This window comes from Plantactinospora veratri, assembly GCF_036421995.1.
Lineage (GTDB): Bacteria > Actinomycetota > Actinomycetes > Mycobacteriales > Micromonosporaceae > Plantactinospora > Plantactinospora veratri.
The window spans coordinates 319,771-335,566 of sequence record NZ_JAZGQL010000003.1 but is presented as its reverse complement, the minus strand read 5'-3'; the positions used below and the strand labels follow the sequence as shown (position 1 = coordinate 335,566).

At 72.2% G+C, this 15,796-nt stretch carries 12 protein-coding genes; 5 read left to right on the top strand and 7 right to left on the bottom strand.

Translation table 11 applies throughout. The features are described from left to right. Positions 1–47 precede the first annotated feature (47 nt). From V1634_RS04790 to V1634_RS04765, 6 genes are all read right to left on the bottom strand, one after another. Complete coding sequence (locus V1634_RS04790; RefSeq protein ID WP_331206495.1) at positions 48–650, bottom strand: GTP-binding protein; 603 nt, start codon at positions 648–650, stop codon at positions 48–50. After that, complete coding sequence (locus tag V1634_RS04785; RefSeq protein WP_107268755.1) at positions 631–1,023, bottom strand: DUF742 domain-containing protein; 393 nt, start codon at positions 1,021–1,023, stop codon at positions 631–633. Before V1634_RS04785 ends, V1634_RS04790 begins: the two co-directional genes overlap by 20 nt. Then, positions 1,013–1,435 (bottom strand): roadblock/LC7 domain-containing protein, encoded by a 423-nt coding sequence (locus tag V1634_RS04780; RefSeq protein ID WP_331206494.1) that lies wholly within the window; start codon positions 1,433–1,435, stop codon positions 1,013–1,015. The genes V1634_RS04785 and V1634_RS04780 overlap by 11 nt, the downstream gene beginning before the upstream one ends. Next, the gene (locus V1634_RS04775; protein ID WP_331206493.1) at positions 1,436–4,312 is read right to left on the bottom strand and encodes a sensor histidine kinase; all 2,877 of its coding nucleotides are present in this window, start codon (positions 4,310–4,312) and stop codon (positions 1,436–1,438) included. 426 nt (positions 4,313–4,738) lie between these two features. Next, positions 4,739–6,085 (bottom strand): MFS transporter, encoded by a 1,347-nt coding sequence (locus V1634_RS04770; protein WP_331206492.1) that lies wholly within the window; start codon positions 6,083–6,085, stop codon positions 4,739–4,741. A gap of 236 nt (positions 6,086–6,321) precedes the next feature. Next, positions 6,322–7,812, bottom strand: coding sequence for a catalase (locus V1634_RS04765; protein ID WP_331206491.1), 1,491 nt, complete (start codon positions 7,810–7,812; stop codon positions 6,322–6,324). Positions 7,813–8,353: 541 nt separating this feature from the next. On the opposite strand from V1634_RS04765, the gene V1634_RS04760 reads away from it, so the two are divergent. From V1634_RS04760 to V1634_RS04740, 5 genes are all read left to right on the top strand, one after another. Then, the gene (locus tag V1634_RS04760) at positions 8,354–8,944 is read left to right on the top strand and encodes a hypothetical protein (protein WP_331206490.1); all 591 of its coding nucleotides are present in this window, start codon (positions 8,354–8,356) and stop codon (positions 8,942–8,944) included. 14 nt (positions 8,945–8,958) lie between these two features. Beyond that, a complete protein-coding gene (locus V1634_RS04755; RefSeq protein ID WP_331206524.1) occupies positions 8,959–10,377 on the top strand; it encodes a hypothetical protein in 1,419 nt (472 codons plus the stop codon). A gap of 220 nt (positions 10,378–10,597) precedes the next feature. Then, entirely contained in the window at positions 10,598–12,223 is a 1,626-nt protein-coding gene (locus V1634_RS04750; RefSeq protein ID WP_331206521.1) for a sodium:solute symporter family protein, read from the top strand. Positions 12,224–12,284: 61 nt separating this feature from the next. Further along, positions 12,285–12,563, top strand: coding sequence for a hypothetical protein (locus V1634_RS04745; RefSeq protein ID WP_331206489.1), 279 nt, complete (start codon positions 12,285–12,287; stop codon positions 12,561–12,563). Between the two features lie 180 nt (positions 12,564–12,743). After that, complete coding sequence (locus V1634_RS04740; RefSeq protein WP_331206488.1) at positions 12,744–13,112, top strand: hypothetical protein; 369 nt, start codon at positions 12,744–12,746, stop codon at positions 13,110–13,112. A gap of 122 nt (positions 13,113–13,234) precedes the next feature. Here V1634_RS04740 and V1634_RS04735 read toward each other — a convergent pair whose 3' ends face one another. Then, a complete protein-coding gene (locus V1634_RS04735) occupies positions 13,235–14,974 on the bottom strand; it encodes a glycoside hydrolase family 6 protein (protein ID WP_331206487.1) in 1,740 nt (579 codons plus the stop codon). Positions 14,975–15,796: the final 822 nt, after the last annotated feature.

Here is a 15,796-nt window from a genome sequence, read left to right as displayed (position 1 = left end):
CGCCCGGCCGGTCGACGGGATCGACCGGCCGGGACGGCGGGCGGCGCTCAGTTCGCGGAGACCCGCTCGGCGCGGCGGGCGGCGACGTGCTCCACCAGGGCGACCAGCACCACCTTGCCGGACTGCCGGCTCCGCGCGTCGCAGAGCACGACCGGCACGTCCGGGTCCAGGTCGAGTGCGCTGCGCACCGCCTCGGGGCCGAACCGCTTCGCCCCGTCGAAGCAGTTGACCCCGACCACGAACGGGATGCCCCGGCGCTCGAAGTAGTCGACCGACGGGAAGCAGTCGGCGAGCCGGCGGGTGTCGGCGAGCACCACCGCGCCGAGCGCGCCGAACGCCAACTCGTCCCAGAGGAACCAGAACCGGTCCTGTCCCGGCGTGCCGAAGAGATAGACCTGGAGATCGGGGTTGATGGTGATCCGGCCGAAGTCCATCGCGACGGTGGTGGTCTGCTTGCCCTCCACGCCGTAGAGGTCGTCGGTGCCGGCCCCGGCGTCGGTGAGCACCTCCTCGGTCTGCAACGGGCGGATCTCGCTCACCGCGCCCACCAGGGTCGTCTTGCCGACGCCGAAGCCGCCGGCAATCAGGATCTTCAGGGCGAGCGGGATGCGCCGCTTCGCCGTCCCCTGGTCAGAGAGCCCGGAGTCCATTGACCACCGCCTTGAGGATGTCGTCGTCGGGGAACTGGCGCGAGGTGGGTGGGTCGTACATCGAGATCCGGCCGCTGGTGAGCAGGTCGCCGAGGAGCACCCGGACCACCCCCACCGGCAGGTTGAGGTCGGCGGCGAGGTCGGCGACGGTGATCGGCTGCTGCGCCCGCGCGATGATCGCCCGCTGTTCCGGGTGCGGCTGCGGACCGTCGTCGCCGTCCTCCTCCGGCGGACCGGCCACCACGAACGCCATCAGGTCGAACCGGCCGGCCGACGGCTGGACCCGACCACCGGTCATCGTGTACGGCCGGACCACCGGCCCGGCGTCGTCGTCCAGCCAGTCGTGGTGCGGCCCCGGTGCGTCACTCCGCATCTGCCGGCGCCCGCGATGTTCGGCTCGGCGCGGACAGGTTCTGCCCGACCCGGGTCACCAGCATCGCCATCTCGTACGCGATGACGCCGATGTCCGACGCGGCGCTGGCCAGTACGGCCAGACAGGCGCCCTGGCCGGCGGCGGTGACGAAGAGGAAGGCGGACTCCATCTCGATCACGGTCTGCCGGACCGGTCCCGCCTGGAAGTGCCGGCTGGCCCCCTTCGCCAGGGACTGGAAGCCGGCCGCCATCGCCGCCATGTGTTCGGCGGCCTCCCGGCCCAGGTCCCGCGACGCGGCCATCAGCAGTCCGTCCGCGGAGAGCAGTACGGCCTGCTGCGCGGACGGTACGCGCTCCACGAGATCGTCGAGCAGCCAACTGAGGTCCGCACCCGGCTTCGTCGTGTGCACCACTCACCCGTCCCCTTCAGAATTCGTGACACCCGGATCGGCGACCCGGGCGGTGGCATCGGAGGTGTCGCCGGGCGGCGTCAGCTCCTCGGCGTCCCGCCGCCCCCGCGCCGTGCCGGACTGCAACGCGGCCATCACCGCCCGCACCTGCTCCGGGGTACGCGGCTGCGGCTCGTCCGACTCCCCGTCGGCGGTGCCACCGGCAGCGGCACCCGGGGACCGGTCGGCGTTGGCCGCGGGTCCGTTGCGCAGTTGCGGCGCGAGATTCTTCTGCCGGATCCGCCGGGGCAGGCCGTCCGGGCCGACCGGGCCGGTGGCCGGGCGTACCGGTCCGCCGCCGGACGGGACCGCCGGGAGGATCACGGTGTCGTCGTCCATCGCCGGGCGGGGCACCGGCCCGGCGGGCGTGGTCGTACCGGCCGGTGCGACGGCCGCCGGAGCGGGGGTGGTCTGGGCGGTCGGGGCAGTGGCGCCGGTCGGGGCAGTGGCCGGTGCCGGGGTGGTGGTCGGGTCTGCGCCGCGTCGCCGCAGCGCACCGGCCCTCGGCATCCGTACGCCGGAGGACGGGGTGCTCTCCAGCCCGTCCTCCGGGGCGGCGCCGCCCGGGACGCCGGTGGCGTCCGTCGGGCCGGCGGCGTCGGTCGGGCCGATGGCGTCGGTCGGGCCGGGTGTCGGGGTGTCCCGGGGGGTTCGGGGAGCGGGCGGCTCCGTCCCGCCGTCGGCCGCCGGGCCGGGTGGCGATGTCTCCCGGCCGGCGGCGACCAGCGCCGCCAGGGCCGCGCCCGCCTTGCGTCGCGGCCCCAGCCCGGCGGGGCCGGATCCGGCAGCCGGCTCGGCGCCCTCCGCCGCCACCGCAGTGGCCGGGCTGGATCGGGTCGGCAATTCGATCGTCTCCGATCCGTCCGCGCCGCCGCCGATCCGGCGGGGGCCGCCGCCGCGCGTCGTGCCGTCCGGCTCCGGACCGGACCCGTCACCCCGGTCGGTCGCCGGGGTGGAGGTGTCGGGTACCACGAGGTCGCCGGGAATGAGCGCCACCGCCGTCACCCCGCCGTACGGGGAGGGACGCAACTGCACCCGTACGCCGTGCCGGGCGCCGAGCAGGGCGACCACGAACAGCCCGAGCCGGGCGCTGTTCGCCGGGTCGAAGTCCGGTGGGTCGGCCAGCCGGCGGTTGGCCTGCTCGATCGCCTCGGTGGCCATGCCGAGGCCCCGGTCCTCGATCTCGATCGCGTACCCGTTGGCGACCACCTGTCCGGTGACCTGCACCCGGGTGTGTGGCGGCGAGAACGACGTCGCGTTCTCGATCAGCTCCGCCAGCAGGTGGATGACGTCGCCGACCGCCCGGCCGGCGGTGGCCGCCGGTGCCACCGTGACCAGGTCGACCCGGGCGTAGTCCTCGACCTCGGAGATCGCACCCCGGATCACGTCCACCATGGAGACCGGGTTGCGCCAGCCCCGGCCGGGCGCCGCCCCGGCGAGCACGACGAGGTCCTCGGCGTGCCGCCGCATCCGGGTGGCCATGTGGTCGAGCCGGAAGAGATCCTCCAGCTCGTCGGGCTGGGCCGCCCGCCGCTCCATCCGGTCCAGCAGCGCGAGCTGGCGGTGCAGCAGGGTCTGGCTGCGCCGGGCGATGTTGAGGAAGACGTCCCGCAGACCACGGCGCAGCGCGGCCTCGTCGATCGCCGAGGCGATGGCGGTGCGCTGCACCTCGCTGAACGCCTGACCGAGCTGGCCGATCTCGTCCTGCCCGTAGTCGAGCGGTGGCGCCTCGGTCTCGACGTCCACCTCCTCGCCCCTGCGCAGCCGCCCGACGACGTCGGGCAGCCGTTCGTCGGCCATGTTCAGCGCGGCGGCCCGCAGGCTGGTCAGCCGCCGGACCAGCGAACGGCCGATCCGCAGCGCGATCACCGCCGAGAGGAGTACGGCGACGAAGCCGAGCAGGCCGGCGAGCCCCAGCCGGACCAGGATGCCGGCGGCGACCGGTCGGCTGCGGTCGGCGAGCGCGTCGGCACCGCTCAGCTCGAAGTCGCGCAGTTGCCGCTGGACCGAGTCGTAGCTGCCCTGCCACTGCCGGGCGTCCACCGGCAGGCTGCCGCCGGCACCCCGGCCGATCAGGTCGTCCTCCATCCGGCGCAGCCGGACGTACGCGTCCCCCTCGGTGAGCTGCTGGTACGCGACCCGGTCGGCGTCCGGCAGCTCCGCCGTCGCCGCGGAGTAGAGGAAGCGCTGGGTGCCGACGATCTGGACGAACTGGGCGTGCTCGCCCGGCGCGAAGCGCCCCGCGCTGAACACCCCGGCGAGCAGCGCGTCGGCCTGGGCGAGTACCTCCCGGGCCCGGCCGAGTTCGGTCAGGCTCCGGGCTTCCCGGGCCAGCGTCTCGTCCGGCAGTGTGTTCAGTGCGGAGAAGGTCCGGAACGCGGCGTCGATGATCCCGCTGTAGAGACCGAGCGCTCCGCTGGCGTCGACGGTACGGCGGTCGATGAAGACGCGTCCGGAGCGCAGCGCGTCGACCGCGGTGAGCAACTGGTCGATCCGGGCGTCGAGCAACGCGCCGGTGGTGTCCCGCAGGTCGGTGTCGGAGGTCCGGCGACGGAACTCGGCGATCGCCCGGTCGGTGCGGATCCGCTGGTCGGCGAGGACGGCGGCGGTGCTCGGGTCGACCAGTTGCCGCACCGAGAGCCGGCGCTCCTGCTGCAACTCCACCACGAGGGTCTCTCCCGGCCGCCCGACCTCGTCCAGCAGGGTCTGGGTGGCCAGCAGGTTCGACGCCGGTCCGACGGTGAGCGTGGTCGCGAAGATCCAGAGCGCCGACAACGCGAGGATCGGCACGGCGACCAGCGCGACGATCTTCGAGCGGATCGGCCAGTTCTGGGTTTCCATCAGACCTCGCCGGAAGGGGATATGTCAGGGTCGACACCCGCACCGGCGGCCCGCGGCTCCGGCCAGAGTCCGAGGGTCACGGGCGCGCGTGCCTTCGGCAGGATACGTAATCAAAGCCGCGCGCACTACCGGACAACGGGTCTCTGGTTGATCCAATCTGGCAAATAAATTGATAACTGTCTTTGCCAATTGATCTCGGCTCCCGTCGATGGAGCCGTCCGGTGTCGCGGTCGGGCAGATCCAGGCATGCCGATCCCATCCACCGGCTGACCACTGGAAACCCGGCAGTGCGCGCCGCCGTCGCGCGGGACGCCGGCCCGGGGCCGCAAGTGCGTCGACCACTCCGACAACCGCCGTGGCCAATGCGGCGACCCGGGGTGGGCCGTTCGGACCGACCCACCCCACCAGCAATTCCTGCCGGATATGTCACTCCACCGCGGCGAGCCCGCCGGCCCCGGTACGCCGCCGTTCCCCACTCGCGCCGGCCCGGCGCAGCGCCACCGCCAGCACCAGGTACGGGCAGGCGAGCAGCGCGAAGACCATCCCGTGCCCGGCGACCGTGGCGGCGAGGGCGTACCCGCCGTACACCCCGATGGTGACCAGTTCGGTGCCGAGCCCGGCCAGCGAGGTCACGGTGGCCCTGGCCGGTCCGGTGATGCTCTCCTGGAGGCGTACGTCGGCCACCAGGCTGGCCATCTGGAGGACACAGAACGCCGCCGCCACCAGTACGAAGCCCGCCGGCCGACCGGCCAGCGCCCCCACGGCCAGGGCGATCGCGGCCGCCCCGACCGCCGCGCCGAACCGCCGCGCCGTCAACCGCTGCCCGAGCGGGGTGAGCAGGCCGCCCAGCATCACCCCGGCCCAGACCAGCAGCACCAGCAGCGGCACGCCGGCCGTCGGGGTGACCTCGCCGGCCAGCAGTGGCAGGTACTCCTCCAGCCCGCCCCAGATGCCGAGCATCGCCGGCAGCAGCAGCAGGGCTCGGCGTACCGCCGGGCTGTTCCGGGCCTCGGCCAGCGCCACCCGCAGGATCGCGAGGGGTCCGGGCGACCGGTCCTCGGCCACCGGTGGCGCCGGGGCGACCCGGAGCAACTCTCCGGACGCCGCGACGAAACCGTCGGCCGCCCGGTCGGGCCCGGGGTCGGCGGTCTCCGGGCCGGTCGGGACACCGACGCCCGGTGCCGGCGTCCGGTGTTCCGGCAGCGCCAGTCCCACGACCGCGCAGAGCAGGCTGGCCAGCACGCTGGCGACCCCGACCGCAGGGTAGCCGCCGGCCGCGAAGACCGGGGTGGCGACCGCGATGGCCAGCAGTGCGCCGAGCAGGCTGACGGTGCTGGCCCGTCCGATCACCCGCCCGTACCGGTCGGCCAGGCCGAGCCGGTCCAGTTCGTCGTAGAGCAGGGCCTCGGCGGCGCCGGACTGGAGCGCGCCGCGCACCCCCCAGAGCACGAAGCCGAGCGCGAAGACCCAGTAGGAGGGTGCCGCGACCCAGAGTCCGAAGCCGACGGCGCCGAGCAGCGGGGCGACGGCGAGCAGCAGCCGCCGGGAGACGGCGTCGGCCCAGACCCCGGAGGGGACCTCGAGGAGGATCCCGGTCAGCGACCAGACGACGAAGAGCGAGGAGATCTGCGCGACCGACAACCCGGTGTCGGTGAAGAGCAGCGCGTACACCGGGTAGAGCAGGACGAAGTCGTCCAGGAACGCGTAGAGGTAGAAGGTGGTGGTCAAGCGCCGCGCGCGAGCGGTCGGCGCGGATGACGAGGTGACGGGCATGAGGCCTTCCCACGAGGACGATTCGGACTCGGAAATCGGGTCACGAACGTCCCGGCGGGCCCCGGCAGCGCGGGCCGGGCCGGCCTCCGGTGGGGAATTAATGTCGGTGCTTCATGCCGGGCAGTCTAGGCGGTCGGCGGCCGCGGTGGGGAGCGGGAAGGGCGTCCCCCGGGCGCGCTCGCGCCGGGGAACGCCCCGTCCGACTGCCGGGACGTGCTTTTCCGGGTACGCCCCGGTCAGGCGCCGGCCGCCAGCCCCAGTCCCTCGGCGACCCGGCGCCCGTACGCCTCGTCGCACTGGCTCAGGTGCCAGACCATCCGCTCCTGGATGTGCTTGTCGCACTGGCCGAGCTGGTTGACCAGGTTCTTCACCAGGTCCTCCCGCTCCCAGTCGGGCATGGTGCGGAACCGCTCGCCCGCCTGCGCGTAGTCGTTCTGCCGCTCGATCGGGGCCCGCATGACCTGCCCGGAGACGTGCGGCCGGTACTCCCGGTACGACTCGTCGGCCTCGGCCAGCCCGGCCACCGAGGAGGGCTCGTAGTTGACGTGCGGGTTGCCGCCCCGGTTGTCCACTCCGTAGGACATCTGCCCGCCGTCCTGGTTGGTGTTGACCGCGACGTCCGGCCGGGGCGCGTTGACCGGCAGCTGGAGGTAGTTCGGGCCCACCCGGTAGCGCTGGGTGTCGGAGTAGGAGAACGTCCGGCCGACCAGCATCTTGTCGTCGCTGAAGTCCAGCCCGTCGACCAGTACGCCGGTGCCGAAGGCGATCTGCTCGTTCTCGTTGTGGAAGTTGTCGACGTTGCGGTTCAGCGTCATCATCCCGACCGGGCGCAGCGGGAAGACGTCCTCCGGCCAGGTCTTGGTGTCGTCCAGTGGGTCGAAGTCCAGTTCGGGGTGCTCGTCGTCGCTCATGATCTGGACGTTCAGCTCCCACCTCGGGTAGTCGCCGCGCTCGATCGCCTCGTAGAGGTCCTTCGAGGCGTGCCCCAGCTCGGTCGCCTGGATGGCGGCGGCCTGCTCCTCGGTCAGCGACTCGATGCCCTGCTGCGACCTCCAGTGGTACTTGACCAGCACGCCCTCGCCGGCCGCGTTGACCATGCGGTAGGTGTTCACCCCGAACCCGTCCTGGGTCCGGTAGTTGGCCGGGATGCCGCGCGGGCTGAACAGCCAGCTCAGCATGTGCATCGACTCCGGGGTGTTGGACATGAAGTCGAAGATCCGGTTCGGCTCCTGCCGGAAGGTGACCGGGTCCGGCTTCAGCGCGTGGATCACGTCCGGGAACTTGATCGCGTCCCGGATGAAGAAGACCGGCAGGTTGTTGCCGACCAGGTCCCAGTTGCCGTCGTCGGTGCGGAACTTGACCGCGAAGCCGCGCGGGTCGCGGGTCGCCTCGGAGGAGTCCCGCCCGCCGATCACGGTGGAGAAGCGGACCGAGACCGGGGTCTTCTTGCCGGGGCTCTGGAAGAGCCTGGCCCGGGTGTACGTCGAGGCCGGTTCGTCGCCGATCGTCCCGTACGCCTCGAACTCGCCGTGCGCGACGAAGCCGCGCGCGTGCACCACGCGCTCCGGGATGCGCTCCCGGTCGAAGTGGCTGATCTTTTCGAGGAAGTGGTAGTTCTCCAGCGTGGCCGGGCCGCGCGAGCCCACCGTCCGCTGCTGCTGGTTGTTGTGTACGGGATGACCCTGCCGGGTCGTGAGCGTCGGCTTCTTCGCCTGGGGATCACTCATGGCTCTCCTCCTCCGTGCTCTTCCTGGCAGTCGGGCAACGGCCGGGTACGTGCTTGTCCGCCCGGGAAACGGATCTTCCGTCCGGTTCAACGCGGCGGACGACCTCTCGGCCCGGCTCGTCGGGCACGCCTTCGCGGGCGAGGTGGTGTCCGGCACCGGGGAGCGGGATGCGTCCCGGCCGGGGGCCGCCGGCAGGTCGGTCACGACCGGCGACCAGCGGGTGTCGGGACGGGCGGATCGGGCGGTCCGACCGGTGCCGTCCCGAACGGCACCAGACCAGCCAACCGCCTTTTCTGGAATGAGTCAAGTTTTGTCGCGCATGCCACTCGGCTGGAGTACCCGGAACGGGCGTGCCGCGCGACGACGACGACGCCCTTCCTCCCCCCGGCTCGGCGTGCGGTTCGGACCGTTCTGCCCGGTCAGGCAGCCGGCGACCGGTTCCTGCCACCGCGCGCCAGTTCCCGCTGGCGGCGCGAAAGTGTGCCGGATCTGGATTGGTGATCAGGGCCGGGCGGGAATAGCAGGAGACGAAGGAGGAGCCATGTCGCCCATAGAAGTCGTCCTCATCGTCCTTGTGGTCCTCGCCCTCGCCGCGGCCGTACCGGCCATCTGGGTGGCCAGCCGCCGCCGTGCCCTGCGCAGCAAGTTCGGCCCGGAGTACGACCGGGTGGTCGCCGAGCAGCAGAGCCGGTCCGCCGCCGAGCACGAACTCCGGGAACGCGAACGCCGCCACGCGGAGTTGACGCTCACTCCGCTCTCCGCCGACTCCCGCCGCCGCTACGCCGCCGACTGGGAGGAGATCCAGGCCCGCTTCGTCGACTCCCCGGCCGAGGCGGTGGGGGCGGCCGACGAACTGGTCACCCGGCTGATCGCCGAGCGCGGCTATCCGGTCGGCGAGTACGACGACCAGCTCGCCCACCTCTCCGTCGAGCACGCCCGCACCCTGACCCACTACCGGGACGCGCACGAGATCCAGCTGCGCAACGAGCGCGGCGAGGCCAGCACCGAGCAACTCCGCCAGGCCGTCGTGCACTACCGGGAACTCTTCGCCGACCTGCTCGGCGAGGACCCCGTACGGCAGTCCTCGGACGGGACCCGTCCGGACACCCCGCAGGACGTACCGAGCCGGTGAGGAGGCACTTCGCCATGCGTCACCAGGAACAGCAGACCGACAACGGCGGCACCGACGTGATCCGTTCCGAGCCGGTACCCGTGACCGGCCCCGGCCAGATCGAGGCCGACGGCGTCGAGGGGCGGCAGCGGGACCGGTATCCGGAGGGCACCGGCGACCAGGGCCCGGACGCACTCGACGAGCGCGGCTACTACGACAACGACCTCGCGACCAGCGGTTCGGGACCGGCCTTCTCGTCCGACCCGGCCGCGCCCGCCCGGGCGCGGGACGACCGGCGCGGCGAGGGCCGGTCGGCGGAGGAGCAGGCCGAGGACGCAGGCCTGGACGACGACGCGCTCACCGAGCGTTCCCCGGCGGGCCGCACCGGCGACCCCGACCGCGACAGCGCTGGCACCGGCGACCGGGGCGACCTCGCCGACGCCAGCCAGGCGCACGCCAGCCAGGCAGACGTCACCGGCGGCACCGGTACCGCCGAGCACGCCGACGACGACACCCGGAAGGTGCCCGCCACCGCCGGGGCGGACGCCGGCAAGGACGCCGCCGCGGACCCGGACGCCACGGCCCGGGTCGACGACACCGAGCAGGCCGACGACACCGAGCGGGCCGACGACGATGTCCGGAGCGATGCCCGGGACCGCTCCGGTGCGCCGGAGTTCCACGAGCCGGCGCCGCTGCCCACCAGCTTCGGCGCCACCAGCGTCGGCGGCGCGGTCGCGGCCTCCGCGCTGGCCGGCAGCCACCGCGACCCTCGCAACGAGGACACCGTCCGTTCCGGGGACGGGCCGGTCGACGACCGGATCGACGGAGTCGGTGACGAACGGGCCGGAGGCGCCGCCACCCGGGAGGTACCGGATCGCAGCCTCGGTGCGGCCGACGCCGCCACCGCCACCCGCGATGGGGTACCGGCCGCCGACGGCGTCGAGCCGGACCCGCCGGTGGACCCGTTCGGCCGGCCCGCGCCGGAGGGCTCGGCGGTCGGGGTGGCGCATCCGGTCAACCCGGAGGTACTCAGCGCGGGCGACCCCGATGCGCTGACCGGCGGTACCCGTACGCAGGCGGAGGCCGGCGGGCCGGACGGGACCGCCACGGCGGACGACACGGCCACGACGAGCACCACCGGGACGGCGGACGGCAACCTGCCGCCCGGTGCCGCGCCGGCCGAGCCGATCGTCGCGATCCTCGACCAGGAGACGGTGCGGGGGCTGCGGGACCGGTGGCGGGACGTGCAGCTCCGGTTCGTCGACGACCCGCCGGGCGCCACCGAGGAGGCGCACCGGCTGGTGCGGGAGTCCGTGGAGGCGGTCACCGCCGCCCTGACCCGGCAGCGTGACGAACTCGGCGGCTGGCAGGACGACGGCGCGGCCGACACCGAGCAGTTGCGGATGGTGGTCCGCCGGCACCGGGACTTCCTGGACCGGCTGCTCGGCCGGTAGCCGGCGCCGACCGGTCCGGCTCAGGCCCCGACGGCTCCCCGCTGCCCGCCAACCGGCGGGCGCCGGGGAGCCGTCGGCGATCCGGCACCGGGTACACCGGGCGCAGGAGTGAAAACTCTTCACCTCGGGTAGTAGGCCCCTCGCCCCGACGAACCTGTCGCCGGGCCAAGGGACCGAGCGTACGGACGGTGACGGCGTGGACGGCGGCCTGCGGCTGGACATGAACCCACTGGACTATCTGATCCTGGCGCTGTATTTCGGCACCGTACTCGGGGTCGGCTTCGCGGCCCGGCGAGCGATCAAGACCAGTGTGGACTTCTTCCTCTCCGGCCGCTCGCTGCCGGCCTGGGTGACCGGACTCGCCTTCGTCTCCGCCAACCTCGGGGCGCTGGAGATCATCGGGATGGCCGCCAACGGCGCCCAGTACGGCCTGATGACGCTGCACTACTACTGGATCGGCGCCGTACCGGCGATGGTCTTCCTCGGCATCGTGATGATGCCCTTCTACTACGGCTCCAAGGTACGCAGCGTGCCGGAGTACCTGCGGCTGCGCTTCAACCGGCCGGCGCACCTGCTCAACGCGCTCAGCTTCGCCGTCGCCCAGGTGCTGATCGCCGGGGTCAACCTCTACGCGCTCGCCCTGATCATGCAGGCCCTGCTCGGCTGGCCGCTCTGGCTCTCCATCGTGGTCGGCGCGCTGATCGTGCTGGCGTACATCACGATCGGCGGGCTCAGCTCGGCGATCTACAACGAGGTACTCCAGTTCTTCGTGATCCTCGCCGGCCTGGTCCCGATCACCGTGATCGGGCTGGCCAAGGTCGGCGGGGTCGACGGGCTCTGGGACGCGGTACGCGGCTCCGACCTCGGCGAAGCCGGGCTGCACACCTGGGCGGACACCGGCAGCCAGGACAACCCGCTGGGCGCGAGCTGGATCGGCATCGTCTTCGGGCTCGGCTTCGTCCTCTCGTTCGGTTACTGGACCACCAACTTCGCCGAGGTGCAGCGGGCGATCTCGGCGAAGGACATGAGCGCCGCCCGGCGTACGCCGATCATCGCGGCGTACCCGAAGATGGTGATCCCGCTGGTCACGGTGATCCCCGGCCTGGTCGCGGTGGTCACCGTCAACGGGCTCGGCGCCGAGACCGGCGACCTGACCTACAACAACGCGATCCCGCTGCTCATGCGCGACCTGCTGCCGACCGGCGTACTCGGGGTGGCGGTGACCGGGCTGCTGGCCTCGTTCATGGCCGGCATGGCGGCCAACGTCAGCGGCTTCAACACCGTCTTCACCTACGACATCTGGCAGACGTACGTCCGCAGGGACCGGCCGGACGACTACTACCTGCGGATCGGCCGGATCGCCACCATCGGCGGCGTGCTGGTCGGGATCGGCACCGCGTTCATCGCGGCCGGGTTCAACAACATCATGAACTACATCCAGGTGCTCTTCTCGGTCTTCAACGCGCCGCTCTTCGCCGCCTTCATCATCGGCATGTTCTGGAAGCGGATGACCGCCTGGGCGGGGTTCTGGTCACTGCTGACCGGTACCCTCGGCGCGCTCGCCACCTATCTGCTCTACCAGGCCGGAGTGCTGCCGTTCGACTCCGACCTGGAGGAGAGCTTCTGGGGTGCCGGCGTCGCGTTCGTGCTGGTCGCGATCGTCGCGGTGGTCCTCACCCCGCTCACCTCCGGCAAGTCCGACGACGAGCTGCGCGGCCTGGTGTACGGGCTCGCCGGCACGGACGGCCGGCTGCTCGCCGGCGACGCCCGCTGGTACCGCTCACCGCTGCTGCTCGGCGGGATCGCGGTGGTCCTCTCCGCACTGCTCTACCTGCCGGTGCTGTGAGCGCCGCACCGCAGGATCCAACCGGGACGCGCCAGGTGCGACAGCGAGAAGGGACGAGGCGATGGAGGACCAGAACCGGCCGCCGGCCGAGACGCCGGTGGACTCGGCCGAGCAGGAGCGCCGGTCGGCCGCGGCCCGGCTCTTCGACATCCGCCGGGTGATCGGCGGGCTCTTCGTCGCGTACGGCGTGATCGTCGGCCTGGTCGGCGTCTTCGACGGCGCGTCGGCGGTGGCGAAGGCCCAGGGCATCCGGATCAACCTCTGGGCCGGGCTCGCCATGCTCGCGCTCGGCCTGGGCTTCCTGTTCTGGCAGTGGCTGCGCCCGATCGACCGGGAGTGAGCCCCCGCCCCGGCCCGCCCCAACGCCCGCGCCTCGCCGTTGCCGCCGGGTGACCCGGTCCCGCCGGCCGGCCGGTCGGACCGGCGGTGCCGGCCGGCAGGCATGGCGCGGGTTCTCCGGGGTATCGATCCGGAGGACCGGTCAGTCGCACGTCGCATCCGCCACAGGAGGGCAGCACGCATGACCGAGCGCGATCCGACCCGCAACCGACCGCTGGAGGAGAGCCCGGAGGTGGCCGCCGCGATCGAGGACGACGCCGCCGTACCGCAGCTCGCCGCCGACGGCGGGCCGGGCGCCGAGAACCCCGACTTCGTGGACCCGGAGGACGTTCCGGGCGATTTCCCACCCACCGAGGACCTGCTCGGCGACCCGTACGGGCAGGGCGCGGGCGGCGCGGGTGACACGCGTACCGGCGCGGAACAGCCGTGGGAACCGGAGGACCTGGCGGCGGCACAGGGCCGCGACCCGACACCGGAGAACGTACGTCGGGCCAGCGAGGAACTGGACCGGGAGGGTACGGCGGCCGCGGTGGAGAAGACGGTCCCCTGACCTGCCTACCGGGGACCGCCGGGGCGGCACACCGCGGCGGTCCCCGTCCGACGCGTTGCCGCGCCGGACGGGGACCGCCATGGTGGTGAGGTCGTGCTGTTACCCCAGTCTTACCAGCCGGTTCAGAGCGCCGGGTAGGCGTTCTGCATCAGCTGGGTGAGCTGCGCCGGGAACCAGGCACCCGAGATCGGGGCACCGGAGAGCGCGCCGCTCATGTTGTTGTTGTTCCGCGGGTTACCGGTGTAGGTCGGGTCGCACATCCGGTCGAAGCCCTTACCCTCGTCGTTGTCGATCTGGGTGCTGGAGCCGTCCGACTCGCCCGGGGGCTTGATCCAGACGTACGCGTCGATCCCGCTGGCCGGGGCGGACCGCGGCCGCTCACCGAGGCCGGCACCGCTCTGGTTGCACCAGTTGCCGAGGTGGATCCGGCGGTCGATCCGAGAGCCGTCGACCTGCTCGTCGACGGTACCCGAGGTGACCGGGCCGGTGGGCCGGGCCGAGCCGCCCCAACCGTTACGCGAGGTGTCGATCAGCATGCCGATGCTGCTCGAGAAGCCCTGCGAGACCAGTTCGGTGCGGAGCGCCTGGGCGAACCGCTGCTCGTCCACGTACCGGTTGTAGTCGATCCACTTCGAGAGCCGGTTCTGCTCGGTCACGTTCAGGTAGGGCTCGACGGTGGCCGAGTAGTTGGCGGTGTTGGCGATGAAGCCGTGCACGTTGGCCTGGGTGCTGCCCTCGGCGCGGGCGGCCTCGGCGAAGATCTGCGCGGAGGCCCGGAAGTTGTCGTCCCACCCGATCCAGCCGTGGTGGCCGGCGTCGATGTAGTTGTAGACGTTCGGGACCGCACCGAGCTTGGCCAGGGCGTAGCCGACACCCTTGACGTAGTTGCCGTTGGCCTTCATCGTGTCGCACTGCGCCGTCGCGGTCTCCCGCGGCGCCACGTTGGTGACCAGGTTCGGCAGCGAGTCGATCTCGATGATCGCGATGATCCGCAGGCTGCTGTACTTGCTGTCACCCATGATCGCGGCGATCGGGTCGATGTACTGCGTCTTGTACTTGGGCAGCTCGTCCGCCTTGAGCTCACCGTTGGAGGCGAGCGCCGCACAGTCCCGGCCCGGCAGGTTGTAGATGACGAGCTGGATGTAGCCGGCACCCTGCGCAAGCGCCTCGTCCAGGTGGTCCCGCAGGCCCATGGAGCCGTTCGAGCTGCTGTCCGGGGTGCCCTCGATCGCGGCGATCCGGTCCAGCCAGACACCGGTCGGGTTGCTGGAGATCCGGTTGCCGCCGGAGACGCTCTCCGCCTTGGCCTTCCACTCCGGGTTCACGTAACCACGGGCGCCCGCGTACGGGTTGTCCACCCGGGCCGCCGGGTTGCTGGTCGGGTTGCTGGTCGGCGGGTTGGTCGGGTTGCCCGTCGGCGGGGTCGTCGGCGCGGTGCCGTTGCAGGTCGTCCCGTTGATGCTGAAGGACGTCGGCGCCGGGTTGCTGCCGCTGAACGAACCGTTGAAGCCGATGCCGGTGGAGGCGCCGGTGGCGAGGTTGCCGTTCCACGACACGTTCGTGGCGGTCACCTGGGTGCCGGACTGCGTCCAGTTGGCCGACCAGCCCTGGGTCACCCGCTGGCCCGCGTCCGCGAAGCTGAACCGAAGGGTCCAGCCGTTGATCGCGTCACCGACGTTCCGGATCGTGATGTTGGCGCTGAAACCACCCTGCCACTGGTTGGCGCTGTAGGTGACGCTGCAGCCGGGTGCCGCCTGCGCCACCGACGCCGGGATGGTGACCAGACCGGCGGCGACCAAAGCGCTCGCACCGGCCACCGCGACGGCTTTCTGCCGGACGGACAATCTACTCGGTAAATTCATGCCACTGATCTCCTTGAGCCAGCCGGTCACGTTAGGCGGAACCGGCGCGGCGGTCACACGGTCGACGCGCCAGGTGGTACGTCCGTGCACGCCATGGGGGACTGCGGTATGCCCGACCCGGACGGGCGGAACTGGTGGTGGTGCCGGCCGCTCGGGTCAGCGACCGTGGCGACGCCGTCCGGTGAACCGGCTGCCCTCGGCGTCCGCTGCGCGGTGTGGCTCCCCCAGCACAGTGGATGAATTCTTGCATGGGAGCGCTTCCATCACAACACCTCGATACTGATGGATGACGATTCCCTGCTCGTGGCGGTCGTCGCCGGCCACCGCCACGACCTGCGGCGGCATGACTGACCGGGCACAGTGGACCCGCTCCGGACCGGATCCTACCTCGCAATCCAGCCCTCGTCCCGGTACGGATACCGGCACGCGCGTGCGGTCGTCGAGGGCGGACGACGGGCGCCCCGGCGACCGGCCGGAACCCGCGTCCACATAGGGGCGCGGCACCGCTGGATGGCGCGGGACCCGGGGCCTGAACCGGACGGGAATGCACGATTCGCCCGACCGGGGCGAGGGCCGTGCCACCGGCCGCAACAGCCGTTCCGGCGGAGCCGGGCACCGGGGAGCGGAATCCGCCCGCCGCCGTCGAGCGTACGCAGCGAGGGCCGAGCCGTCCGGTAACCGCCAGAGGTCCCCAGGGGGCGCTTCCGGGCACCTCAGCACCCGTTCGGGGAAATGGTGAGAAAATCTGATGAAAGCTCACAAATTCGCTAATCTCGGTCATGGCTCGTCTCCCGGCGAGCTGAGGCAAGAGGGAAGGATGAC